This is a genomic window from Magnetospira sp. QH-2 (genome assembly GCF_000968135.1).
Taxonomy (GTDB): domain Bacteria; phylum Pseudomonadota; class Alphaproteobacteria; order Rhodospirillales; family Magnetospiraceae; genus Magnetospira.
Genome location: NZ_FO538765.1, coordinates 2,491,465 through 2,515,781, shown reverse-complemented (window position 1 = coordinate 2,515,781; position 24,317 = coordinate 2,491,465). Strand labels below are relative to the sequence as shown.

20 protein-coding genes are annotated in these 24,317 nt (G+C 58.1%); 14 read left to right on the top strand and 6 right to left on the bottom strand.

Annotated elements, in window-relative coordinates; translation table 11 throughout:
• The first annotated feature begins 31 nt into the window (after positions 1-31).
• Positions 32-817, top strand: a complete 786-nt coding sequence (locus MGMAQ_RS11840) for a squalene/phytoene synthase family protein (RefSeq protein WP_046021696.1) — start codon at positions 32-34, stop codon at positions 815-817.
• A gap of 38 nt (positions 818-855) precedes the next feature.
• Positions 856-1,749 carry an alpha/beta hydrolase gene (locus tag MGMAQ_RS11835; protein ID WP_046021695.1) on the top strand — a complete coding sequence of 298 codons (894 nt, stop codon included), beginning with the start codon at positions 856-858 and terminating at the stop codon, positions 1,747-1,749.
• Here the strand turns inward: MGMAQ_RS11835 and MGMAQ_RS11830 are convergent, their stop codons facing one another.
• Together MGMAQ_RS11830 and trmFO are read right to left on the bottom strand one after the other, a co-directional pair.
• Positions 1,750-2,322 (bottom strand): PleD family two-component system response regulator, encoded by a 573-nt coding sequence (locus MGMAQ_RS11830; RefSeq protein ID WP_198409117.1) that lies wholly within the window; start codon positions 2,320-2,322, stop codon positions 1,750-1,752.
• 70 nt (positions 2,323-2,392) lie between these two features.
• On the bottom strand, positions 2,393-3,769 hold the full coding sequence (gene trmFO, locus MGMAQ_RS11825; protein ID WP_046021694.1) for a methylenetetrahydrofolate--tRNA-(uracil(54)-C(5))-methyltransferase (FADH(2)-oxidizing) TrmFO: 1,377 nt from the start codon (positions 3,767-3,769) through the stop codon (positions 2,393-2,395).
• Positions 3,770-3,839: 70 nt separating this feature from the next.
• On the opposite strand from trmFO, the gene MGMAQ_RS11820 reads away from it, so the two are divergent.
• Both MGMAQ_RS11820 and MGMAQ_RS11815 read left to right on the top strand, forming a co-directional pair.
• On the top strand, positions 3,840-4,292 hold the full coding sequence (locus MGMAQ_RS11820) for a rhodanese-like domain-containing protein (protein WP_052716357.1): 453 nt from the start codon (positions 3,840-3,842) through the stop codon (positions 4,290-4,292).
• A gap of 117 nt (positions 4,293-4,409) precedes the next feature.
• A complete protein-coding gene (locus tag MGMAQ_RS11815; protein ID WP_046021693.1) occupies positions 4,410-5,858 on the top strand; it encodes a sensor domain-containing diguanylate cyclase in 1,449 nt (482 codons plus the stop codon).
• A gap of 331 nt (positions 5,859-6,189) precedes the next feature.
• Here the strand turns inward: MGMAQ_RS11815 and MGMAQ_RS11810 are convergent, their stop codons facing one another.
• Positions 6,190-7,188, bottom strand: a complete 999-nt coding sequence (locus MGMAQ_RS11810) for a lipid A deacylase LpxR family protein (protein WP_046021692.1) — start codon at positions 7,186-7,188, stop codon at positions 6,190-6,192.
• A 194-nt stretch (positions 7,189-7,382) separates the two neighbouring features.
• On the opposite strand from MGMAQ_RS11810, the gene MGMAQ_RS11805 reads away from it, so the two are divergent.
• From MGMAQ_RS11805 to ilvC, 9 genes are all read left to right on the top strand, one after another.
• A complete protein-coding gene (locus MGMAQ_RS11805) occupies positions 7,383-9,290 on the top strand; it encodes a propionyl-CoA synthetase (RefSeq protein ID WP_046021691.1) in 1,908 nt (635 codons plus the stop codon).
• Between the two features lie 175 nt (positions 9,291-9,465).
• The gene (locus tag MGMAQ_RS19660) at positions 9,466-10,785 is read left to right on the top strand and encodes an ATP-binding protein (RefSeq protein WP_052716356.1); all 1,320 of its coding nucleotides are present in this window, start codon (positions 9,466-9,468) and stop codon (positions 10,783-10,785) included.
• Entirely contained in the window at positions 10,782-11,213 is a 432-nt protein-coding gene (locus MGMAQ_RS11795) for a response regulator (RefSeq protein WP_046021690.1), read from the top strand. Before MGMAQ_RS19660 ends, MGMAQ_RS11795 begins: the two co-directional genes overlap by 4 nt.
• 6 nt (positions 11,214-11,219) lie before the next feature.
• A complete protein-coding gene (locus MGMAQ_RS11790) occupies positions 11,220-12,038 on the top strand; it encodes a response regulator (protein WP_046021689.1) in 819 nt (272 codons plus the stop codon).
• A gap of 133 nt (positions 12,039-12,171) precedes the next feature.
• Positions 12,172-15,867 (top strand): PAS domain S-box protein, encoded by a 3,696-nt coding sequence (locus MGMAQ_RS11785; RefSeq protein WP_052716355.1) that lies wholly within the window; start codon positions 12,172-12,174, stop codon positions 15,865-15,867.
• Between the two features lie 2 nt (positions 15,868-15,869).
• Positions 15,870-17,930, top strand: a complete 2,061-nt coding sequence (locus MGMAQ_RS19655) for a PAS domain S-box protein (protein ID WP_052716354.1) — start codon at positions 15,870-15,872, stop codon at positions 17,928-17,930.
• 259 nt (positions 17,931-18,189) lie between these two features.
• Positions 18,190-19,956, top strand: coding sequence for an acetolactate synthase 3 large subunit (locus MGMAQ_RS11770; protein ID WP_046021687.1), 1,767 nt, complete (start codon positions 18,190-18,192; stop codon positions 19,954-19,956).
• Between the two features lie 75 nt (positions 19,957-20,031).
• Positions 20,032-20,556, top strand: coding sequence for an acetolactate synthase small subunit (gene ilvN, locus MGMAQ_RS11765; RefSeq protein ID WP_046021686.1), 525 nt, complete (start codon positions 20,032-20,034; stop codon positions 20,554-20,556).
• Between the two features lie 221 nt (positions 20,557-20,777).
• A complete protein-coding gene (ilvC, locus tag MGMAQ_RS11760) occupies positions 20,778-21,797 on the top strand; it encodes a ketol-acid reductoisomerase (RefSeq protein WP_046021685.1) in 1,020 nt (339 codons plus the stop codon).
• A gap of 52 nt (positions 21,798-21,849) precedes the next feature.
• On the opposite strand, the gene MGMAQ_RS11755 is transcribed toward ilvC, so the two are convergent.
• Entirely contained in the window at positions 21,850-22,254 is a 405-nt protein-coding gene (locus MGMAQ_RS11755) for a bacteriohemerythrin (RefSeq protein WP_046021684.1), read from the bottom strand.
• A 167-nt stretch (positions 22,255-22,421) separates the two neighbouring features.
• On the opposite strand from MGMAQ_RS11755, the gene MGMAQ_RS11750 reads away from it, so the two are divergent.
• Positions 22,422-22,670: a hypothetical protein gene (locus MGMAQ_RS11750; RefSeq protein ID WP_046021683.1), complete on the top strand. Its 249-nt coding sequence runs from the start codon at positions 22,422-22,424 to the stop codon at positions 22,668-22,670.
• On the opposite strand, the gene MGMAQ_RS11745 is transcribed toward MGMAQ_RS11750, so the two are convergent.
• On the bottom strand, positions 22,639-23,055 hold the full coding sequence (locus tag MGMAQ_RS11745) for a hypothetical protein (protein ID WP_046021682.1): 417 nt from the start codon (positions 23,053-23,055) through the stop codon (positions 22,639-22,641). The genes MGMAQ_RS11750 and MGMAQ_RS11745 overlap by 32 nt on opposite strands.
• A gap of 24 nt (positions 23,056-23,079) precedes the next feature.
• Positions 23,080-24,261: an FAD-binding oxidoreductase gene (locus MGMAQ_RS11740; RefSeq protein ID WP_252508626.1), complete on the bottom strand. Its 1,182-nt coding sequence runs from the start codon at positions 24,259-24,261 to the stop codon at positions 23,080-23,082.
• Positions 24,262-24,317 lie beyond the last annotated feature (56 nt).

Genomic DNA, 24,317 nt, shown 5'->3' with positions numbered 1-24,317 from the left:
TCCAGGCTTCCGTCGAAGCATATTGATCCACATGGAAGATTATTGCCTGACACAGGTCCGAAGCCAGGACCCCGACCGCTTTTATTGTGCTTTGTTCCTGCCTGCCGAGCCGCGCCGGGCGGTGATGGCCCTGCTGGCTTTCAATCTGGAGATTGCCGGCATTCGTGAGCGGGTATCGGAACCGATGCTGGGCCGCATAAGGCTGCAATGGTGGCGCGAGGCCCTGGAAGCCCTGGACCAGGGACAACGGCGGGATCACGAACTGCTGATTGAGTTGGCGGCCCTGCGGGAGCAGGGGATCTGGCCCCTGAAGCATTTGCAGGACCTGATCGATGCCCGGGAGCGGGATATGGAGAGCGACCCCTGTGCCGACCTCAATGCCTTGGAGGCCTATGCCCGCGAGACATCGACCCCCCTGGCGCGGGCGGCCCTGACCATTCTTGGAATTGATCGCGATGAAACCCGCGAGGCGGTGGAGAAAGTGGCGCTGGCCTGGGCCTTGATCGGACTGGTGCGCGCGGTCCCCTTTCACCGCTCCATGGGACGAAGGTTGTTGCCTCTCCCGGACCCACCCGCCGGGGATAGTGCGGTCGTGGTGGGAGTAACCGTCCGCGCCCGCTTGCATCTGAACCGCGCGCGGGCCCTGCGCAAACAAGTCGCCAAGGCCGCGCACCCCCTGTTGCTGCCTGCCCTGTTGGTCGATGACCATCTGGCCACGCTTCAGGGGGCAGGGTACGACCCGGAGAACCCGGCCTTGATGAGAAAGGGGCGCAAGCGTTTGTCTCTGCTCTTGCATGGTTGGCTGGGACGGTATTGAATTCCCGGCGAATCAAAAGAATCCATTGGGAGGGATGCATGACCCCGAGACTGCTCGCCGTTCTGTTCGCTTTGCTGCTGGCCTTTCCCGCCACGGCCGAGGAAGTGACCATCAAGCCAAAAGACCTGACCTGGAACGCCGATTTGGTGGTGGCCGAAGGAAAAACCCTGGCCGATGGGGTCTTGCTGATGCTTCACGGCACGCTGGGTCACAAGGACATGGAAATCATCGGCGGCATGCAGGAACTGATGGCCGAGCGGGGGTTCAACAGCCTGGCGATCAATCTCAGCCTGGGCCTGGACAATCGCAAGGGTATGTATGACTGCACAACACCCCACAAGCACCGCCACGAGGATGCCATCGACGAGATCGGCAACTGGATCGATTGGCTAAAGGAACAAAAGGCTGGCCCCATCTCGTTGTATGGTCATTCCCGGGGCGGCAACCAGGTGGCCTGGTACGCCGCCACCGAGGCGGGTAAGGAAATCACCCATGTGGTTATGGTCGCCCCCATGACCTATGGGATCGTCGCCGAGGCCAAGGCCTACCGCAAACAGTTCGGCAAGGAATTGCTGGCGGGCATGGACGAGGCCATGCGCTATCAGGACGGCGGACACGGCGGCAAGTTGATGAAGGGCATCCCCTTTCTGCATTGCGCCGAGGCCGATGTGGCGCCGAGCAGTTTCATCGAGTACTACCACGGCGACCGGCGCAAGGACACGCCCGCCCTGTTGGAGAAAATCAAAGCACCGAAGCTGATTGTGGTCTCAGACGATGACAAAGTTGTCCCACAACTGGCCGAATCGGTTAAGAGCGTGAATGACCCAGACACCCGGCTGGAGCTGTTCGAAGGCGCCGGGCATTTCTATCCCGACCTCTATGCGGAGGATCTGGCCGACTTGGTTGCCGAGTTCATCGGCGGCGCGCCCTGACTACCCGTCGGCGAGGATGGTGATGTTCTCATCGCTATCATCCTGGTCGGTAATGCGGCGGCGGGCCCCGGTATAGTTGGGGTCTTCCCGGCGCCGCCGGTCAGGACCGAAATAGCTGCGCGACTTGACGAACGGGCGCCGGTGACGAATCACCTCAACCACCCGTGAATAGATGGTATGGGCCGAGACAGGCTTGGCCAGGAATTCATCCACCCCGGCGTCTCGGGCGTTGTAGATGTGATGTTCCTCGGTATGGCCGCTGACCATGATGATGGGCACATAGGGATTCGGGCTGTCCACGGACGTCCGGATCATGGTCGAAAGCTCCAACCCGTTGACCGGGTCCATCATCATGGCGGACATGACAATATCCGGATTCATGGCTTTCATGGCCTGATAGGCCTCGGCGCCCTCTTTGGTCTCGAAGACGGATCGGGCGCCCAGCGCCTTTAGCACCTGCCGGACGATGGTCCGCATGTGCTTGTTGCTGTCCACGATCAAAAAAGTCAGATGGGACAGGTCATAGGCGGGAAGGTCGTTCCACATGGCGGTGACGAATCCGAGGGGCTCCAATCGTTGAATCGGTTGGTCTTTTTGCGACCGGAGAAGAGTTTACCCAACCGGACCGGCGGGCTGAAGCGATTTATGCGATCAACCGACCACCGTTTCTCAGCCAGTCGTCCAGATCGGCCAATGCCCGGCGGCCATAGGCGGCTTTTCGATCACGGCCTTTCAGAGGGCGGCCCTTGGCGTTGCGCTCGGTGAGTTCGGGCAGCAGGCCGAAGTTGACGTTCATGGGCTGATAGGTGGCGGCGTCGGCACCGCGGGTTATGTGGTCAAGCAGGGCGCCCAGAGCGGTGGTGGCGGGCGGCGGCGGCGGCGTTACATCAAGCCGGTCGGCGGCGGCGAACTGCCCGGCCAGCAAGCCCACGGCGGCGCTCTCCACATAGCCCTCGCAGCCGGTGATTTGCCCGGCAAAGCGCAGCGCCGGGCGGGATTTCAGCCGTAGTCGAGCATCCAGCAGTCGGGGGGCGTTGAGGAAGGTATTGCGGTGCAGGCCGCCGAGGCGAGCGAATTCGGCATTCTCCAGGCCAGGGATCATCCGAAAAACCCGTTTTTGCTCCCCATAGGTCAGCTTGGTCTGAAAACCGACCATGTTGTAGAGCGTGCCCAGGGCATTGTCCTGGCGCAACTGGACGACGGCATAAGACCGTCTGTCCGGTGCGCGGGGGTTGGTCAGCCCCACCGGTTTCATGGGGCCATGGGCCAGTGTTTCCGGGCCACGCGAGGCCATGACCTCGATAGGCAGGCAGCCCTCGAAATAGGGGGTGTTGCGCTCCCAGTCCTTGAACTCGGTTTTCTCGCCATTCAGCAAGGCATCGATGAAGGCATGGTATTGCGCGTCGTCCATGGCGCAGTTGATGTAGTCGGCGCCATCGCCCTTGTCGTAGCGGGATTGAAACCAAGCCTTTTCGAAGTCGATGCTGTCTTTATGAATGATCGGCGCGATGGCATCAAAAAAGGCCAGGGAGTCTTCGCCGGTTTCCTCGGTAATCGCCGCCGCCATGGCAGGGGAGGTCAGCGGTCCGGTGGCAATGATGACGCTGTCCCAGTCTTCCGGCGGCAGGCCAACCACTTCCTCGCGGGCCAGGGTGACCAGGGGGTGTTCTTCCAATGCCTTTTGGACAGCCTGGGAGAAGGCTTCGCGGTCCACCGCCAGTGCCCCACCGGCGGGGACCCGATGGGTATCGGCGCTTTGCAGGATCAACGAGCCACAGCGGCGCATTTCCTCGTGCAGTAGGCCCACGGCGCTGCTGGTCCGGTCATCGGAGCGCAGGGAATTGGAACAGACCAATTCGGCCAGTCCGTCGGTGGCATGGGCGTCGGTGGTCCGCTGGGGCCGCATCTCGTGCAGGATCACCGGGACCCCGGCAGAGGCCAACTGCCAAGCGGCTTCGCTGCCCGCCAGACCACCGCCGATCACATGGACCGGCTTGGGAGGGGATGATGGATCATTCATGGCGGTTCTTTATCGGTCCCGGGCTGAAAAGTCACGCACCACTTGACAAGCGCGGTCTGGAAACTCTTTCATGCGCCCTCATTCGGAACGGGGGAAGCCGACCATGGAACTCGATAGCAATCTTCTTGTCACCGCCTTGGTCATCGCCTTGGCGTTTTTGTCCATGCGCTATATACCGCGGATCATGGCCGGCGTGCCTTTTGTGCCGGTGGATGAGTTAAAGGGTAAGATGGATGCGGGCGAAGACTTGGTGGTGATCGATGTGCGAACGAATTCCGAGTTTGCCGAAGGGCGCGTGCCCGGCTCGGTGAACCTTCCTCTGGGTGACATTTCCGCAAAGCTCAACCAACTCGGTGGGGCCCTGGACGACTACAAGACTCATCCGGTCTATGCCATCTGCCGTACCGACAACCGCTCCGCCAACGCCGCGCGCGCGCTCAAGAAGGCGGGATTTGCCAACCTAAAGGTGGTCTCCGGCGGGGTATCTGCCTGGAAGCGCAAGAGTTATCCGGTGGAGAAGTAAACGCGGTCCCGGGTATTATTCCCGCCACTGAACATAAGCCGCTTGCATTCGGCCTGCCTAAACCCTGATAGTCATGCCGGTTTGAGTTGAACGAATTGGCGATGCCACAGGGTCTTGATGAAAAGTGTCTTTTCCGTACGCGGGCCGTTGGTTGCGGTCATCAGTCTGATTCTGGTGGCCGGGTTTCTAACCACCAACCTGACCAGCTATTATGTGTCCAAGAACAGCCTGCGTCTGGCCCTGATCGACAACGAATTGCCGCTCACCAGCAATAATATCTACTCCGAGATACAACGCGACCTGTTGCGGCCGGTATTCGTCGCCTCCTTGATGGCGGCCGATACCTTTGTTCAGGACTGGCTACTCTCAGGCGAGAAAGACCCGGAAAAACTGATTCGCTATTTGGACGAGATCCGGCGGAATTACGACCTGTTCACCAGTTTTCTCATTTCCGATGCCACGCGCAATTACTACCACTTCAGCGGTGTCACCCAGGTGGTTTCAGAGACGGATCCCAAGGATGCCTGGTTCTTCCGCGTTCGGGATATGCGCGAAGATCACGAACTCAATGTGGATTCCAATGAAGAGCAGGAAAACGCTCTGACCATTTTCATCAATCACAAAGTATTTGACCGAGAAGGAAACTATCTGGCCGCTACGGGGGTGGGGCTGGAGTTCGGGACGGTGGCCCGGATTGTCGACCGCTACAAACAGCATTTTGGGCGGCATGTGTATTTCGTCGATGACGAAGGGGCCATTATGGTGCGCTCAGAAGGCGCCGTGGTCGTCGAGGATTCCCTGCTATCCGCGCCGGGTATGGCGGCCATCGCCAAGGATATTCTGACCACCGACCAAGGTTTCTACGAATACGACCGGGATGGCGAAACCATGTTGGTCAGCACCCGCCATATCCCGGAACTCAAATGGCGGGTGGTGGTGGAGCAGCGGGAATCCGATGCCTTGGCGGGAATCCGCGAAAGCCTCTTGACCAATACCGTCGTCGGACTAGGAGTCGTTGGCCTGACTTTGTTGATCGTCATGTATACGGTGAACCGATTCCACAATCGGCTGGAATCCATGGCGACCACCGATGGTCTCACGGGTATTGGCAACCGGGCAGTTTTCGACGTGACCATGGATCAGGCGCTGAAGCGCCATCAACGGGACAACAAACCGTTTTCGATCCTGCTGCTGGATATTGACCATTTCAAGCGGGTCAATGACACGCTGGGCCATCTTGAAGGGGACCGGGTGATCCGTGAAATTGCCGAAATCGTAGACAAGGATGTGCGCAGTTCGGATGTTCTGTGCCGCTGGGGCGGGGAGGAACTGATCGTTCTGGCCCACGACTGCCCCTTGAAGAATGCCATAACCCTGGCCGAGAAAATCAGGCTGGCCATTGAACAGGCCTCCCTGGCGAAGTTGCCGGATGGCGCGCCCATAACGGCGAGTCTGGGGGTCACTCAGGTGCACGAGGACGACAATGCCGACCGCTTGCTGGGTCGGGCCGACGGTGCCCTTTACCAAGCAAAGCAAGATGGACGCAACACCGTTCGCTGGCACTAAAGCTTTTCGCAGGCTGCTAAGAAAGTGTTGTTCTACGGCCCGCCTCGCCCTTCGACAAGCTCAGGGTGAGGCTAACATGTTGAAAATTCAAAGGTCCTCATGCTGAGCTTGTCGAAGCATGTGTCGCCACAGGCTCGAAATCGGACTTTTTCAGCAGCCTGTTGGCGCCTGTCGGGTCCAATCGGGCCCGGACAAACATGACATGTCGGGTCCAATCGGGCCCGGACAAACATGACATGTCGGGTCCAATCGGGCCCGGACAAACATGACAAAATCGAGGCTTATCAGCCATCATCCTTGTCCTCAAGGTGCTGGGCGATAGCCAGAAAGCCTAAAAGCGCACCGACAATGACAACGCCCCGAAGCGGTCAATGGCCCCTTGGCCGACGTATTCCTTGGACCGGATGATATGGGTATAGGCGACCCGCACGCGGCCCCAGGTGACGGCCAAGCCCCCTTGCAGATCGCCAACCAGGCGTTCTTTGTCGACGCTATGGCTGCCGCGAAAGCTGTTGCCATCCAGGAAAATGTTGCGGCCCACCAGTCGTCCACCGACTCCCGCGAATAAGTACCAGCCGAGACCCTCGGTGGGGAGGAAGAAGTCGGATCCGGGCAGGCTGGGGCGGATCCGCGGCGGGCCGTAGTCCGAGGGTAGATCATCGCCGACACGCGCGGTTAGGCCGACTTCGGCGTGGGTATAGATGTTGCCCAAGCTGCCTCCGGCGCGGGGCGTGGCATCCACTTCCAATCCGAGGAAATCGAATTCGTACCAGTTGCGCCATTGCCGCTCATAGGTCAGCACGATCCCCGGTTCGTTGTGCAACTGGTGGCTCCAGCCCTTGGGATCGGGGCTATCGATAATGTTATGCACAAAAGCCTGAGTCTCTCCGGCCAGGGCCGCCGGTCCGACCATGCCAATGGACAGTTGCAGGTTGTCCAGGCGCCTGCCGGTGTCCGAAGCCAGCCCGACACCGCCATAAAGCCAGCCCGCATAAGGGCGCTCATTGGGGATCAACTGGGCAATGCGGATATCGCTCGGGGTATAGATGTTTTGTCCCAGGGTATAGGAAACGCGCTTGCTGCCTCCTTCGGCGAACAGCGGCATCAGATTGGCCCATTCCTCCACTTTTGGCGGCACATCCCCTTCGGGGGATAGCCAGGCAAAGCGGGTGCCATGGGTGTAATGCTGGTCGGTCCCGCCGCCGAACAGATCGTTTTCCAAGACCATGGTGAATGTGCCGCGATCATCCAGAGCGGCCTCGTCTTCGGCCTGCGCAACGCTCGCCGCACCAGCGAACACAACCAGACTGAAAAGAAAGACCAATCGCATGAAATTCTCCAAGACTCTCGCCAATAGGCCGCAGGATAACATACCAATCCATGGATTTCGCAGTGGCAATACAAAAGAGTCACAAATCTTCTTTGCATGATCGGTCGTTTTTGGGCATTCTTCCCCACCTTGGGCAGGGTGGATCCTGCCCAATGGAGTAGGTAGAATCAATCGAGACACAAAGGGGAGAACTGATGAGCAACGCCTATGATCTGGCCTATCAACAGTCGCTGGAAGACCCGGAAGGATTCTGGGGTAAAGCGGCGGAAGAGATCGTCTGGACCAAGAAGTGGGATCGTGTGCTCGATGACAGCAATGCCCCGATGTACCGCTGGTTCGCTGGCGGTGAGATGAATACCTGCTACAACGCTGTCGATCGCCATGTCGAGGAAGGTCGGGGCGAACAGGCGGCGATCATTTACGACAGCCCCATCACCGATACCAAACGCACCATCACTTATGCCGAACTGCAAAACCAAGTGGCGGCCTTCGCGGGTGCCTTGCGGGATCGCGGAGTAAACAAGGGCGACCGGGTGTTGATCTATATGCCCATGGTCCCCGAGGCCCTGGTGGGCATGTTGGCCTGTGCCCGTCTGGGCGCGGTGCATTCGGTCGTGTTTGGTGGTTTCGCGGCCAATGAACTGGCCGTTCGCATTGATGATGCCCAACCCAAGGCGATTGTTTCCGCTTCCTGCGGCATCGAGCCGGGGCGTGTCATCGCCTACAAGCCGCTGCTCGACGAAGCGATCAGCCTGGCCACCAGCAAACCTTCCGCCACACTCATCTTGCAACGGGAACAAGCCGTGGCCGATCTGATCGAAGGCCGGGACTTCGATTGGGCCGAAGCGGCGGCGGCGGCGGAACCGGCGGCCTGCGTGCCGGTGGCGGCCACCGACCCGCTTTATATCCTCTATACTTCCGGGACCACCGGCCAGCCCAAGGGCGTGGTGCGCGACAATGGCGGACATGCCGTGGCGCTCAAGTGGACCATGAAGAATGTCTATAACGTGGAGCCGGGCGAAGTCTATTGGGCCGCTTCCGATGTGGGCTGGGTGGTTGGTCACTCCTATATCTGCTATGCGCCACTGCTCAATGGCAATACGACTTTGGTGTTTGAAGGCAAGCCCGTGGGCACCCCCGATGCGGGCGTGTTCTGGCGGGTGATCGCCGAGCACAAGGTTTCGGTGATGTTCACCGCGCCGACGGCCTTCCGCGCCATCAAGCGTGACGATCCCAACGCCGAACTGCTCGGCCAGTACGACATGAGCGGGTTCCGTACCCTGTTCCTGGCTGGTGAGCGGACCGATCCTGATACCCTGCAATGGGCCATCGATACCCTGAAGGTGCCGGTAATCGATCACTGGTGGCAGACCGAAACCGGCTGGGCCATTGCCGCCAACTGCATGGGCTTGCATGAATTCCCGGTCAAGGCGGGCTCGCCCACCAAGGCGGTGCCGGGCTGGAACGTGCAGGTACTGGATGACGAATTGAATCCGGTGGGTCCGGGAGATATCGGCTCCATCGTGGTCAAGCTGCCACTGCCCCCGGGCACCTTGCCAACTCTTTGGAACGCCGAGGCGCGTTTTAAGGAAGCCTATCTGGAAGACTTCCCGGGCTATTACAAGACCGCCGACGCGGGTTTTATCGATGAGGACGGCTACGTCTACATCATGGCCCGCACCGATGACATCATCAACGTGGCCGGACACCGGCTGTCCACCGGCGGCATGGAAGAAGTGCTGGCCCATCACCCGGACGTGGCCGAATGCGCGGTCATCGGCGTGGCGGATCAGCTCAAGGGCCAACTACCGCTGGGATTCTTGGTACTCAAGGCCGGCGTGGATCGCCCGGACGAAGAGATCGTCAAGGAAGTGGTGCGCATGGTCCGCGAGAAGATCGGTCCGGTAGCGGCCTTCAAGACCGCCACGGTGGTCAAGCGCCTGCCCAAGACCCGGTCGGGCAAGATATTGCGTGGCACCATGCAGAAGATTGCCGATTGCCAAGAGTTCAAGATCCCGGCGACCATCGACGACCCGGTGATTCTCGAAGAGATTGAGGAAAGCCTGGAAGGTGTGGGCTATGCCAAAGCCCGCAATGGCTGAATAACGAGCCGCCGTGACAGGACCTAAGGTCGACTCACGGCGGCTTTTTCTTTCCGATCAGGATCGCTTTGGCAACGAAATCGGTTCAGCTTTTTGGAAGACCTGATAGTGTCTCCATACGGATGAGTGAGGCGACCCAATAGGGGAGGCTCGCGCGCTCGTGGAAAGGGATGCCATGTCACTGATCGCCGAGAGCATTGGGCAGTCGTATATTGCCTTGATCACCAATCTTGGGCTGCTGTCCCTGCTTGCCTGGACGATCTCCATATTCGGACGATGGCGGTTCTTTCTGCAAGAGAGCGTGCCGCTGCGCCGGGCGCTCGGCATTGGTCTGGTTTTCGGGCTCACCGCCGCTTTGCTCATGTTGCTGCCGTTCAAGTTGGAGCAAGGAATCTTTGCCGACACCCGAGGCGCGCCGATCCTGCTATCCGGAGTCATTGGAGGGCCGGTAGCCGCCGTGGTAACGACCCTCGCCGCCGCCGCGACCCGCTTTTCGCTGGGCGGCGCGGGCATGTCGGGCGGTGTCATCTATATCTTTGTATTCGGCGCGATTGGATGGTTGACCTACCATCGACGGGGCCGCATTGGGAAACCCATGCCCAGCGTGGGTATGTTGATTGCGCTTGCCATTCTGGCGACCTTGATTTCCATGCCAGTGGTTTTTCTGCTGCCCGAGGGCAAAGCTTGGTACGCCGTTGTCAATTTGTGGCCGCAGATCTATGCGGCAAATATCATCGGCACGGCGGTGCTCGGCTTTCTGTTGCAGCATGAAGCGGCCCGAACGCTGATGGAACATGATCTGGCGCAATCCAATCGTGACCTTGAACAATTCGCCTATGTGGCATCCCACGATCTCAAGGCGCCGTTGCGCGGGATCGAGAATCTGGTCAATTGGCTTGCCGAGGACCTGAAAGACTCCCTGAACGACGAGAATCGGCGTCATATGGAGATGCTGAAAGGGCGGACGGATCGGATGGAGGCCTTGCTCGAAGGTCTGCTCGAGTACTCCCGGGTTGGTCGCCAGCATCAGGAACCCGAGGTGGTGGATACGGGGCGAATGGTCAGGGGACTTCTCGACATGGCCTTACCATCAACCGGAACAACGGTAACGGTGGACGAAACCATGCCGGTCTTGCGTACCCCCCGGGTGCCGTTGGAATTGGTGTTTCGAAATCTGATCGGCAATGCGCTCAAGCACCATGACCAAGAACAGGCCGAAATCCATATCGGTGTCCGGGATGCGGGCTGGTTTTACGAGTTTTCGGTGGCCGACGATGGGCCGGGAATTCCAAGGGAATTCCAAGGCCGCCTGTTCGAAATTTTCCAAACTCTCAAGCCCCGCGACGAAGTGGAGGGCAGTGGCATGGGTTTGGCCTTGATCAAAAGAGCGGTGGAGTTGCATGGTGGCCGGGTTTGGATGGAATCCGACCCGGATGTGAGGCGGGGGGCGACATTCCGTTTCACATGGCCAAAACAACCGGAGAAAAAGGCATGATCCCCGCAACGGTAACCGTGCTCTTGGTGGACGACGACGAAGTGGACGTGGAAGGGGTCAAAAGGGCCTTTGCCGAACACAAGATCGCCAATCCGGTCCGCGTCGCCCGCGATGGAGTGGAAGGGCTAGAGATCCTGCGCGGGACAAACGGCCAAGTGATGTTGGATCGGCCCTATCTGATTCTGCTGGACATCAATATGCCGCGCATGAACGGGTTTGAGTTCCTTGAGGCCCTGCGCGCCGATCCTGACTTGAAGCAGTCGGTGGTCTTCATGCTGACCACCTCTGCCACCGACGAGGACAGGGCGCGGGCCTACGACCAGAATATCGCCGGCTATATCGTCAAGAGCCGCGCCGGAATTGGATTTCTGGAAACAGTCACCATGCTCGACCATTATTGGCGCGTGGTCGAATTGCCCTGCGAGTAGCGTCACATGCCCAAAATTCTGATCATCGACGACGACGAAGTTGACCGGGAATCCTTGCGCCGGGCCTTGGAATCTGTCGACTGGGAAGACTTGGAGATCCGCGAGGAAACCAATGGAACCGCGGGATTGGAAGCCCTGGCCAATAACGACTTCGACTGTGCGTTGCTGGATTACCGTTTGCCCGAGATCGACGGGTTGGCGGTCCTGGAGCTCTTGGCCGCGCGCCCGGATCGGGAATTTTGCCCCATCATCATGATGACCGGACAGGGCAACGAAGACACCGCCGTCGCGGCCATGAAACTGGGGGCCACGGACTATCTCGTCAAAACCAGCCGTCAGGTGGCTTACCGGTTGATCGCCAGCGTCAAGAAAATCCTCGAACGGCAAGACCTGATTCGTGACCGGGAGAGGGCCGAGCGAGAGTTGGTCGAGGCCCGCGAGGCAGCCAAGGCCGATGAAGCCAAGCTGAAGCTTCTGGGCAAGGTGCTGGACCGTTCCGGATTCAGCGTGGTGGTCACCGATAGCGATCTGCACATAAGCTATGTCAACCGGGCCTTTACCCTTTCCAGCGGCCACGGCGAGGCATCCTGTCTGGGGCGGTCTTTGGACCTATTCATCTTGATGTACGACGATGCGGCGTTCCGGGAAACCATCTGGTCGGCGGTGGCGAAAACCGGGAAATGGCAGGGGGAGATCTGGATGAAAAAGCAAAATGGCGAGACGGTGCCCGCTCACCTGGAAGTTGCCTCTATCATTGATGACGCCACCAACTCCATGAATTATGTCTGTCAATTCCGTACTTCCCTCGGGTTGAACTATTTTTGACGGTGTATTCATGGGAAAAAAGCTTGTGAAGCCAGAGGTTTGGTACCAAAGTGCCGGTTAAATTAAATCGCAGATTTCGTGAGAAATACGTTACAATCCCCTCTGTTTCCAAGAGCAGCAGGAAAACTGAGTTATGGTACGCAACCTAAAGGTTGTCGGATCCTCGCAACCCGATGACGTCACGACGCCCGAGAAGCAGAAACCAACCCATTATGTGGGGATTGGGGCCTCGGCTGGTGGTTTGGAAGCCATTCAAAGCCTGTTCAAGGGTATGGACCCGGATTCGGGGCTTTCCTTTATCGTCGTGCAACACTTGTCACCGGACTACAAAAGCTTGATGGCCGAGTTGGTGGCCAAGATGACCACCATCCCCGTCTACAGGGCGGAAAACGAGATGGCGGTGGAGCCCAATTGCATTTACCTGATTCCGCCGAAAAAGAACCTGAAGATCTTCCACGGCAAGCTTTTGCTGATGGATCAGGATCGCAGTCCGACCACGGTCAATCTGCCCATCGACATCTTCCTCAACAGTTTGGCCGAAGATCAGGAAAACAAGGCCATCGCCATTATTCTCTCTGGGACCGGCAGTGACGGAACCCGGGGCTGCCGCATGATCAAGGAACTGGGCGGCATGGTCATGGTCCAGGACGAAGCCACGGCCAAATTCGACAGCATGCCCAAGAGCGTCATCGCCGGAGGGCTGCCTGATTTCATTTTGCCGCCGGAAGACATGCCGAGCCAGTTGATGGCCTATGTCAAACACCCGATCTCGACGCGCGAGGCCCGGGACAGTGGACTGCTCGAAGACAAAACCGGACTGACCCGAATCTTTTCCCTGTTGCGGGAACGCTCGAAGATCGACTTCACTTTCTACAAGCCCAATACAGTGGTACGCCGCATCGAACGCCGCATGACGGTCAATCAGGTTGAAAGCCTGGACGACTATGTGCGCTTCTTGGAATTGAACAAGACCGAGCAAGGGGCGCTGTATCAGGAACTATTGATTGGCGTGACCAATTTCTTCCGCGACCCGGATGTGTTCGATCTGTTGCGCGAGAAATTTCTGCCAGAGATGCTCGAAGAGGCCCAAGGGCGAGAACTGCGGGTCTGGGTGGCTGGCTGTTCCACGGGCGAAGAGGCCTATACCTATGCCATCGCATTCCGCGAGGTGATGGAGAACATCGGCAAGTCCGTCGATGTGAAGATCTTCGCCACCGATGTGGATCAAGACGCCATCATGCGCGCGTCCACCGGGGTGTTTTCCGAAGGCGTTTCGGCGGATATCCCCCCGGCGTTGCTTAGCAAGTATTTTTTCCGCAAAGGTGACGACTACCGCATCGTGCGACAGATCCGCGAGATGGTGGTGTTTGCCAAGCATAACCTGATCAAAGACCCGCCGTTCACCAACATCGATATCATCAGCTGCCGCAACCTGCTCATCTATTTGCAACAGGTCTTGCAGCACAAAGTCATGGAATCGATGAATTTTTCTCTCAAGCCCAATGGTATTTTGGTGCTCGGGACCAGTGAATCCATCGGCGAGGCTGAAATCTATTTCGAGCCGGTGAGCAATCGCTGGAAAATCTTCCGCTCCAAAGGCAGCCGCAAATCTCTGATCTCTTCGGATCGGTTCAGCATCACCGGCCAATACCGTCCGCCATCCTTCCCACGCCCCGCCACCGCTCATTCGTCGGCACAACAGGCTTACGAGGAGGAACGCACGCTCGGTCGATTGCTGGAAGCCTTGGCCGAAGAAGACCTGCCGTTCATGATCGTGGTCAATGACCGCCAGGAAATCGTTCATGTCATCGGCGATACCCGCCACTTCCTGGTTTTCCCATCCGGCAAGATGGTCAATGACGTGACCAAGGCCGTGGTGCGCGAGTTGGCCATTCCGCTATCCACCGGATTGTCAAAGAGCTTCAACTCGGGCAAGGAAGTCTCGTTCACCAACATGCGGATCACCAATACGGCTGGCGAAAAGGTCACTGTCAACGCGCGCGTCAAGCCCTTGCCCGAACAGCGTGGCAAGGACCGTCTGGCGGTGGTTATGCTCAGTGAAGCCAAGGATACCACCCCGCGCCTGCCACAGGCCGAGTCCAGTACCTACGACGTGTCCCGTGAAGCCGAGCAACGCATCGCCGATTTGGAACAGGAACTACAGTTCACCCGGGAAAACCTGCAGGCATCCATCGAGGAACTGGAAACCTCCAACGAGGAACTGCAGGCCACCAACGAAGAACTGGTCGCTTCCAACGAGGAACTGCAAAGTACCAACGAGGAACTGCAATCGGTCAATGAAGAGTTGATCACGGTCAACGCCGAGTATCAGAGCAAGATCACCGAACTCAGCGAACTGACCAGTGATCTGGATAATTTTGTCGATAGTACAAAGGTTATCTCGATTTTCCTGGACGAGAACTTGGATGTGCGCCGGTTTACCGCCAGCGCCTCCCGGGTGATCAATGTCTTGGACACGGATACCGGACGACCCTTTGGTCATTTGTCTCATCGGCTGCGAGATTGCGATCTGTTGGAATACGCTCAGCGGGTCAACGACGGTGGAGAGCAGGTCTCCCGCGAGGTGATGACCGAGACCGAAGAATGGTTCCAATTGCGGGTGCTGCCTTATCAGATCAGCAACCACGTGCGCGCGGGCGTGGTCATCGTACTCAACGAGATTGATGACCTGAAGAAAATCCAAAACACCCTGCGCGAGACCACCCGCCGGTACGAATTGGCTCAGCTCGCGTCCAACATCGGCGCTTGGGAATGGAACGTTGAGAACAACGACCTTTACTGGTCGGCCAACATCGAAACCATGTTTGGCTATAAGAAGGGCCAGTTCCCAGGGAACTACGACGCCTTTCTTAATACCATCCATCCCGAGGATCGGAACTTCGTGCAATCCTCCGTTGCCAGTGCGGTAAAGGGAAATTCAGACTACAACATCGAACATCGGATCCTTTATCCCGATGGCAAGACAGTTCGCTGGATGTCTGAGACCGGCGCGGTGGTCCGCGATGAAGACGGCAATGCGTTCAAAATGTACGGTGTGGTCCGGGATGTTACCGAGCGGCGCCAGACCGAAGAGAACCTGCGGGCCAGCGAAGCCCGATTCCGGGTCATCTTCGATTCATCGCCTATCGGCATCTTGCAGTTGGACATGGAAGGGCGTCCCATCCTGACCAATCGGACGCTTCGGGGCCTATTGGGATATTCAGACAACGAAATGGCGCACCTGGCCATCCGGGATATTACCTACCCAGACGACCTTGAAAACGACATGGATCCTTTTGATCAGCTGGTACGTGGCGAAAGGGACCATTACGAAACCGAGAAGCGCTATCTGACAAAGGATGGCTCGATCATCTGGGCCGATGTGTCGGTGTCGCTGGTCCGTGATGACCACGGAGAGCCCTCGTCGATCATCAAGGTCATTGACGATATGACCGAGCGCCACAAATTTGAGCATTCCTTGAAGATTTCTCGGGCGGCGATGGAAAGGGCGCCCGAGGCGTTCTTCCTGATCGACGAGGATTCAACCATCCTTGATGTCAACGAAATGGCCAGCAGCAATCTGGGGTATGAGCGCGAGGAACTGATCGGTCTCAAGGTTGCCGATATCAGCTCGACCGAATGGACCGGAGAGTCCTGGAAAAAGCATTGGGCGGATCTATCGGAAAAAGGGACCTTGGTATTCCAGTCCCATCATAAAGCTCGGGATGGGAGTCTGGTCCCGGTGGAGGTGGCCGCCAATATCATTATGATTGACGGAACGCCGATGAATTGCGCCTTTGCCCGGCGCATCGAAGGGAAGGGCCTTTAACGATGGCAGCGCGTAAATCCTTCGAGGAAACGCCATGGGCCAAGGAGTTGCGCACCAAGGCCGAGTCTCGCATGCAAAAGTCATTGGATCGGGCGGAGAGACTGCCCCGGGCTCAATTGACCGAGCTGATCCATGACATGCATGTGCAGCAGATCGAATTGGAGATCCAAAACGAGGAACTGCGCGAAGCACAACTTCAGTCCCAGGCCGCCAAATCCAAGGCCGAAGAAGCCTATCGCAAGTTCTATCATCTTTATCATGACGCACCGGTGGGCTATGCCACGCTCAATAATGCCGGGCTCATTACCCAAATCAATCAGACCCTGCTGGGCATGATCGGGCGCCCCGAGATCGAAGTGCAGGATCATCCTTTCTTCGATTTCGTCGATCCGCGCGATCGCGACGGCATGCGAAACCGCTATCGGGCATTCTACAAACAACCCGCCGATAAGCAGTTGGAAGTTCGTTTGATGACCAAGGGGCGGCGGGACACCCATGTGCTCATCGAAGGCACCCACCAACTCCACCACCATGGTCCCAACGGCCTGACCGGGTTGGAGGATATCTATGTCACCGTTACTGACATTACCCGGCGCAAGGAACTTGAACTGGCCCAGCGCGACAGCGAGGCACGGCTCAAAGAGATTACAGGCCACATTGATTTAGCCCTGTGGATGACGGATCTGGAAACCGGACAGCTACTTCATGCCAGTCCTTTGTTCGAGACCATCTGGGAAGAAACGGTCAGCGAGTTGGACGTCAATCCTCGGATCTGGATTGACCGGGTGGTGGCGGAAGATCGCAAAAGAGTCCGTGAAGCCTATGAACAACAAGGCAAAACCACGGACACATTTGAAATGGAGTACCGCATTTCATCGGATACGGGGTCACTGAAAGATATTCGCCATCAGGTTTTCCCGGTGCTTGATTTCGACGGGCTGCCGACCCGGTTGGTTTCCCTGGCCCAGGATGTCTCGGCGGAAAAGGCCGCCAACCGCCAGCTGGAGCTGCTGAGCAACGTCATCAAGAACAGCGGCGAAGCGGTGATGATCACCGACCCGGACGAACGTATTCTGTTCGTCAACGATGCCTTCACGCGCATCACCGGCTATCGCGTCGACGAGGTGCTCGGTCTTACGCCCCGGTTGTTGTCTTCGGGGCGCCATGACCGGGATTTCTATCGTGACATGTGGAAAGCCCTGCAAGAGTCCGGTGGCTGGCACGGCGAGGTATGGAATAAGAACAAGGACGGCCATATCTATCCCGAACTGATCACCATCAACATGGTGAGAGATGAGGTGGGCAAGGTCATCAATTTTGTTTCCGTGTTCTCGGACATTACCCGGATCAAGGAGAGCGAACAGCGCCTGCGCGAGATCAATACGGAACTGGAGGAATTCGCCTACGTGACCTCCCATGATCTGCGCGAACCGCTGCGCATGATCAGCAACTACCTCAGCTTGTTGAAAAAACGTATCAATGAATCCTTGGATGAAGAGACAGGCGAATTCTTTGACTTCGCCGTCGATGGGGCCCAGCGCATGGATGCGCTGATTCAAGATGTATTGGAATACTCCCGAGTGGGGCGCCGGGAAACCCGCCTTGAGAACATCGATATGCGGCAATTGGTCGAGCGGGCCATGATCCAGCTGCGGCCCGGCATCGAGGAATCCGCTGCCGAGGTACGGATAGGGGAGCGGATCCGGTCCGTGCGCGGCTATCGATTGGAATTGGAGCGGCTGGCCATCAACCTGATCAGCAACGCCATTAAATACCGCTCACCCAAACGGCCCTTGGAAATTGACATCGATTGCCGGGCGGAGCGGGGCATGGTGGTATTCATGATCAAGGACAATGGCATGGGGATCGATCCGCAATTCCATGACCGGATCTTCCGTATGTTCCAACGGCTGCACCCCCGAGAAGCCTTTGGCGGGACCGGTGTCGGCTTGGCGGTCTGCCAAAAAATCGTCAAAACCCATGGCGGACGCATCTGGGTGGAATCGGTCCCCGACGAGGGCAGCACATTCAAGTTCAGCCTGCCCATGGCCAAACCGATCTGAAGCGGTTCTGGCATCGGAAACCCCAACGGCTTTTGGAAGCTTCCAGAGAATCGTCGGGGGCGATAGATCGGGTCGATCGAGAAATATAATTACCGAATGTAGATAAAAAACTTTCCGTTTCTTCGCCCTTTACCGTTGACCGGTAACAGCGAAGGGACTAGGGTGCGCGCTCTTGGCATGGGACGGCTATTAGGCAAGGCCCAGCCTGGGAATACCGAACCTTTTTACTGATCATCGTTTTACGAAGGAGATGCAGGCTATGTCCAGCCAGCCCATGACCGGAGCAGCAATCGTCTTACAAGCCCTCAAGGATCAGGGCGTGGACGTGGTATTCGGCTATCCGGGCGGTGTGACCCTGCCCATCTACGACGAGATCTATAAGCAGAACTTCCTGCGCCACTATCTGCCGCGCCACGAGCAAGGCGCCATGCATGCCGCCGAGGGCTATGCCCGTTCCACCGGCAAAGTCGGTGTCGCTCTGGTGACGTCGGGTCCCGGCGCTACCAACACGGTGACTGGCCTGACCGATGCCATGATGGATTCAGTTCCTCTGGTCTGCCTTTGCGGTCAGGTGCCCACGGCGCTGATCGGCAATGACGCGTTCCAGGAAGCCGATACCACCGGCATCACCCGTCAGTGCACCAAGCACAACTATCTGGTCACCGACGTGGATGATCTGGCGCGGGTCATGCACGAGGCTTTCTATGTGGCGGCCCATGGGCGCCCGGGTCCGGTCGTGGTCGATATCCCCAAGGACGTGATCACCGGCCTGGGCGATTACATGTCGCCGAGCAAGGTGCATATGAAACGCTACAACCCCAAAACCAAAGGCGACAAGAAGGCCATCGAAGAAGCGTTGAAGCTGCTGTCGAAGGCCAAAAAGCCCCTGTTCTATGCCGGTGGCGGGGTGGTCAATGCCGGTCCGGCGGCGTCACAGTTGCTGACACAGTTTGTTCAGGAAACCGGCATTCCTTGCACCCTGACCCTGATGGGGCTTGGCGCCTATCCGGGGACCGACAAGCAATTCCTGGGCATGTGCGGCATGCACGGCACCTACGAGGCCAACATGGCCATGCATGATTGTGATCTGATGATCAACGTCGGCGCTCGCTTCGATGATCGGGTGACCGGTCGCACCGATGCCTTCGCGCCCAATTCCAAAAAGGTCCATATCGATATCGACCCATCCTCCATCAACAAGAACGTGGCGGTGGATATTCCGATCATCGGTGACGCGGGCCTGATCCTCGAAGACATGATCAAGATCTGGAAATCCAAGCAGTACAAGGTCTCCGACAAGGCCCTGAAGAACTGGTGGAAGGAAATCGAAGGGTGGCGCAGCCGCCAGAGCTTGGCCTATGAAAAGGCCAAGGATGGCGTGAAGCCCCAGCATGCCATTGAGCACCTATATGAAGCCATCAAGGATCAGGATGCCTATGTGACCACCGACGTGGGCCAGCATCAGATGTGGGCCGCACAATATATGCTGTTCGACAAGCCCAACCGCTGGATGACCTCGGGTGGCCTGGGCACCATGGGCTATGGCCTGCCCGCCGCCATGGGCGTGCAGATTGCTCATCCGGACAAGGTGGTGGTCTGCGTGACGTCGGAATGTTCGTTCCAGATGAACCTGCAAGAGCTGGCGACCATCCGCGAGCACAACCTGCCGGTCAAGATCCTGCTGTGCAACAACAGCTTCATGGGCATGGTCCGGCAGTGGCAGGAGCTGTTCTACGACGAGCGCTACTCCCAAAGCCACATGGATCATCAGCCGGACTTCGTTGCCCTGGCCGAGGCCTTTGGCATGACCGGTATTCGCGCCAGCAAGCCCGACGAGGTGGATGGCGCCATCAAGCAGATGCTTGAAACCGAGGGGCCGGTGCTATTGGACATGGTGGTGACCAAGGAAGAGAACGTCTTCCCCATGATTCCCGCCGGTGCGGCTCATCACGAGATGATCCTGGGCCCAGAGGACGAGGAAGAGGCGGAATTGGCCAACGGCGGTAACGGCATGGTCTTGGCCTGACCCGCGAAATCCTATATGACCCTGCAATGAATTTTTCCGGCGTTCCCAACGGGGGGCGCTTCAGGAGCAAGAACGATGCATTCCACCGACTATCATTCCGACGCCATCGAGTTCCATACCATGTCCGTCCTGGTCGACAACGAGGCCGGGGTTCTGGCCCGGGTCATCGGCCTGTTTTCCGGTCGTGGCTATAACATCGAAAGCCTGACCGTGGCCGAAGTGGACGCCGAGGAAAGCCTTTCGAAGATCACAGTGGTGACCTCTGGCACCCGTATGATTCTCGAACAGATCAAGGCGCAATTGGAACGGCTGGTGCCGGTGCGCACGGTGATTGATCTGACCGAGGAAGGGGACTCGGTGGAACGGGAGCTGGCATTGGTCAAGGTGGCGGGCAGCGGTGAGAAGCGCGTGGAAGCCCTGCGCATCGCCGATATCTTCCGTGCCCGGGCGGTGGACAGCACCCAAGAGTCGTTCGTATTCGAGATCGTCGGCAAGACCTCGAAGATCGAAGCCTTCATCGACCTCATGCAGCCCCTGGGGCTGGTGGATGTGTCACGCACAGGCGTGGCCGCCATCGCTCGCGGCGCCGAGGCCATGTAAGAGGAAGGGGTTTCAGCGAATATCTTAGGGACTTGTATCAAGGCATGCTTCGACAAGCTCAGCATGAAGGAATACAAGCCAACGATCCAGCCTCACCCTGAGCTTGTCGAAGGGCGAGGCGGGCCGGTTCATACCAGCCGGTCGACCATTAAAAAGCCAAGCCGACGGAGGTCGGCGCCCGGCGCCTTTGGAATCGGGCATTGAACAGAAGGAAATATATCATGCGCGTTTATTACGACCGTGACGCCGACGTGAACCTGATCAAGGGCAAGAAAGTCGCCGTCATCGGCTATGGCTCCCAGGGCCATGCCCACCTGTTGAACATGAAGGATTCGGGAGTCACCGATTTGGCGGTTGGCCTACGGGCCGATTCCTCGTCCCGCGCCAAGGCGGAAGGCGAGGGTTTGACCTGCATGACCCCGGCCGAAGCCGCCGCCTGGGCCGATGTGGTGATGATGCTGACTCCGGACGAGTTGCAAGCCGATATCTACAAGGACGACCTGCATGCCAACATGAAGTCCGGTGCCGCGCTGGTCTTCGCCCATGGTTTGAATATCCATTTCAACCTGATCGAGCCGCGCAAGGACATCGATGTGTTCATGATCGCGCCGAAAGGCCCCGGCCACACGGTGCGCGGCGAATACCTCAAGGGTGGCGGCGTGCCTTGCCTGGTGGCCGTTGAGCAAGACGCTTCCGGCAACGCCATGGAAGTGGCTTTGTCCTATGCCTCGGCCATCGGCGGCGGGCGTTCCGGCATCATCGAGACCAGCTTCCGCGAGGAATGCGAGACCGATCTGTTCGGCGAACAGGTGGTGCTCTGTGGCGGCCTGACCGAGTTGATCCGCAACGGCTTTGAAACTTTGGTGGAAGCCGGCTACGCGCCGGAAATGGCCTATTTCGAGTGTCTGCACGAGGTCAAATTGATCGTTGATTTGATCTATGAAGGCGGCATGGCCAACATGCGCTACTCCATCTCCAATACTGCCGAGTATGGTGACTATGTGACTGGCCCGCGGATCGTGACGCCGGATACCAAGGCCGAGATGAAGCGCGTGCTGGACGATATCCAGTCCGGCCGTTTCGTGCGCGACTGGATGACCGAGTGTAAGGTGGGCCAGCCCTCCTTCAAGGCCACCCGCCGTCGCAACGCCGAACACGAGATCGAGGAAGTGGGCACCCGCCTGCGCGGCATGATGCCCTGGATCGGCAAGAACAAGCTGGTCGATAAGGAAAAGAACTAAGCCCAGGCGGCAACGGCAAGAACGATGAGGGCGGGATCATTCCCGCCCTTTTTTATGTCTGTGTTGCCAGATGTTCGGAAAGCGGGCCGAATTCGTGCCGGGTATGCAGCTCTAGCCAGTCATCGACGAAGGCCAGCACGTGATCCAGGATAAGATTATCCGGGTCGCGATGCCAGATGTCGGAAACATGGCGGAACCGGTCAGCGATTATCTGATGTTCCTTCATATGCTCGAGCAAATCCGGAAAATTGGAAAGTCGGAGGATCTCCTCTTCCCGAGGTAAGTGCTTGTGAACCAGGTCACTGAGCCGCACCATGAAATGATCAATGGCCGAAAGGTCCGGCGCTTGGTGCAAAAGCTCGCGCAGTCGGTTGGCCAGTTCAACCAAAGTGCGGTGATCAAAGTCGATCAGGGGATGCCCGGTTTCCCAATTCTTATCCCATTCAAGATGGCTCATTCGGTGCAACCTCGACTAATCCTGTCAACCGATGTAGTTTACCCGATGACATTGAACTGTCATGCGCCAATTGTCCAGCGCGTGTCGGTTCCAATCGGACCCGTAGGAAACGCGCGCGCCTATTGGAAACGATCACGACGTAATCTAGGGATTGGAGAAGACCAGGCATGTTGATGCGCACGGGTGAAAGAGGGCGGGAGCCCTGGCCCTATGTGGTTCATCATTTGGCCAGCCGGGCCGGGCATACCTATTTTGCCGAGGTATTGGCCGACATGGAGGTCTGGTGTGGCAGACTGTGCCTGGGGGGCTTCCAAGTGGAATTGGAAAGGGTCGGCTTTCAGATTCGCGAGGATCGCGATCGTTTTGCGGCCCATTGGGGTGATATCAAAGATCTTCAGGGATGGTCCCGGTCATAACCATGGTCCAGCCGCTAACGCTCAGTGGCGCGGCTTTTTCAGACCAATTCTTCAAGCTTTCAATTTCATCCTCGTTCATGCTCCAGGCATCAGCCAATGGCGCCATTACCTCCTGTTCCTGAGGGGCGTACTTGCTGTCGGACATGACCAATACGTAGAGTTCGAGCAATACGATGACGCGGGCTTGGCGGGTATCAAAAATATCGGTATTGGAAATCCCATAGATCTCCTCGGCAGGGGCCCGCACGTGTCCGCCCATTTCCGCAATGCGCAGATCCAGGACCGCTTCTTCCTCGGGACTAATGATCCCGTCGGCCAAAATGACCTTGGTGGCCATGGCCAGAAAAGACGATTTCTGCTGCTCGCTCAGGAGGTTTAAGAACATGGATCATCCCCTTTGGCGGTCATGTTAACGGCCCTGGCCGGATTCTCCAAGGGGCGTTTCCATTGCAGGTCCCAAGGCCGGGCGTCCGGGGGCCAGATCAGCCGCCGTGACTCCCAAAGCGGCGATGTCATCAGGGAGGGGGGCGCCGCGGAGCAAAGCCGCGGCAGCCTTGCCCAGAGCGGGTGATGTCATGATGCCGAAGCCGCCCTGTCCGGCCAACCAGAAGAACCCTTTTTGATCGGGATCGAAACCGACCACCGGCGAGCGGTCCGGGGCAAAGGTGCGAAGACCAGCCCATTTGCGGCGAATACGCGATACGGGAACCCCGGTGGCTTCCTCGGCGCGGGCCACGGCACGGGCCACGTCCAGTTCTTCCGGTTGGGCGTCGCAAGGGGGCGATGGGGTCTCGTCACAGGGCGAGGCCAGGATGCCTCCGGATTCCGGCTTGATATAGAACGACTCCTCAATATCGATATAGAGCGCCCAACGGTCGTCGGACGGAGGAGTCCGGTCATAAACCACGATGGTCCGGCGCAACGGGGTCAGGCCGGACGGCGCTGCACCGGCCAGGGTGGCCAGCGTATCCCCCCAGGCGCCAGCAGCATTGACCAGGATCGGTGCTTCAAAGGTTCCTGCGGAACTTTTGATGGTCCAAATCCCCTTTTCCCAGGTGGCCTGGGTGACGTTGGCATCACAGATCACCTCGCCGCCGTGACGTTTCAGGCTGCGCAGATAGCCTTGATGAATGGCATGAACATCGAGTTCCATGGCAATCGGGTCGAGCACGGCCCGTTCGGCATAGCCGGGTTTGATGGGAGGGAACTGACGCGCGATTTCGTTGGAGTCTACCAAAGTCAGTTCAGGAGACAGACCGTGGGTATCCTGAAACAGGGTATCGACCTTATCCCTTTGGTCGGCGCGACCCGCTTGCAAGACCGGGCGCGGGCGCCAAAGGGGAATATCGGAGAACCCCTCTGGTGGATTGTCAAAAAAAGATCGGGACGCCCGGTTGAGCGCGCGAACAACCCGGTTGCCATAGGTTTCGGTGAAAAAGGCGGCGGATCGACCGGTGGTGTGATAGCCGGGCTGACTTTCCCTCTCCAAGACCAGGATTCGGTGTGATGGGGCCAAGGCGTGGCCCAAGGAGGCCCCGGCGATACCGGCCCCCACGACAACCACATCCCATTGCTGATTTTGCTTCATCATATGGCCACCCATTGAAAGTGCACAGGTATTAGGGCATGGAGGCGATGATGTCCAAC

What these genes read in the sequence shown, in the direction of transcription:
- MGMAQ_RS11840 (WP_046021696.1), top strand. Translation starts at nt 32, where the DNA reads ATGGAAGATTATTGCCTGACACAGGTCCGAAGCCAGGACCCCGACCGC.
- MGMAQ_RS11835 (WP_046021695.1), top strand. Translation starts at nt 856, where the DNA reads ATGACCCCGAGACTGCTCGCCGTTCTGTTCGCTTTGCTGCTGGCCTTT.
- trmFO (WP_046021694.1), bottom strand. Translation starts at nt 3,769, where the DNA reads ATGAATGATCCATCATCCCCTCCCAAGCCGGTCCATGTGATCGGCGGT.
- MGMAQ_RS11820 (WP_052716357.1), top strand. Translation starts at nt 3,840, where the DNA reads ATGCGCCCTCATTCGGAACGGGGGAAGCCGACCATGGAACTCGATAGC.
- MGMAQ_RS11815 (WP_046021693.1), top strand. Translation starts at nt 4,410, where the DNA reads ATGAAAAGTGTCTTTTCCGTACGCGGGCCGTTGGTTGCGGTCATCAGT.
- MGMAQ_RS11810 (WP_046021692.1), bottom strand. Translation starts at nt 7,188, where the DNA reads ATGCGATTGGTCTTTCTTTTCAGTCTGGTTGTGTTCGCTGGTGCGGCG.
- MGMAQ_RS11805 (WP_046021691.1), top strand. Translation starts at nt 7,383, where the DNA reads ATGAGCAACGCCTATGATCTGGCCTATCAACAGTCGCTGGAAGACCCG.
- MGMAQ_RS19660 (WP_052716356.1), top strand. Translation starts at nt 9,466, where the DNA reads ATGTCACTGATCGCCGAGAGCATTGGGCAGTCGTATATTGCCTTGATC.
- MGMAQ_RS11795 (WP_046021690.1), top strand. Translation starts at nt 10,782, where the DNA reads ATGATCCCCGCAACGGTAACCGTGCTCTTGGTGGACGACGACGAAGTG.
- MGMAQ_RS11790 (WP_046021689.1), top strand. Translation starts at nt 11,220, where the DNA reads ATGCCCAAAATTCTGATCATCGACGACGACGAAGTTGACCGGGAATCC.
- MGMAQ_RS11785 (WP_052716355.1), top strand. Translation starts at nt 12,172, where the DNA reads ATGGTACGCAACCTAAAGGTTGTCGGATCCTCGCAACCCGATGACGTC.
- MGMAQ_RS19655 (WP_052716354.1), top strand. Translation starts at nt 15,870, where the DNA reads ATGGCAGCGCGTAAATCCTTCGAGGAAACGCCATGGGCCAAGGAGTTG.
- MGMAQ_RS11770 (WP_046021687.1), top strand. Translation starts at nt 18,190, where the DNA reads ATGTCCAGCCAGCCCATGACCGGAGCAGCAATCGTCTTACAAGCCCTC.
- ilvN (WP_046021686.1), top strand. Translation starts at nt 20,032, where the DNA reads ATGCATTCCACCGACTATCATTCCGACGCCATCGAGTTCCATACCATG.
- ilvC (WP_046021685.1), top strand. Translation starts at nt 20,778, where the DNA reads ATGCGCGTTTATTACGACCGTGACGCCGACGTGAACCTGATCAAGGGC.
- MGMAQ_RS11755 (WP_046021684.1), bottom strand. Translation starts at nt 22,254, where the DNA reads ATGAGCCATCTTGAATGGGATAAGAATTGGGAAACCGGGCATCCCCTG.
- MGMAQ_RS11750 (WP_046021683.1), top strand. Translation starts at nt 22,422, where the DNA reads ATGTTGATGCGCACGGGTGAAAGAGGGCGGGAGCCCTGGCCCTATGTG.
- MGMAQ_RS11745 (WP_046021682.1), bottom strand. Translation starts at nt 23,055, where the DNA reads ATGTTCTTAAACCTCCTGAGCGAGCAGCAGAAATCGTCTTTTCTGGCC.
- MGMAQ_RS11740 (WP_252508626.1), bottom strand. Translation starts at nt 24,261, where the DNA reads ATGATGAAGCAAAATCAGCAATGGGATGTGGTTGTCGTGGGGGCCGGT.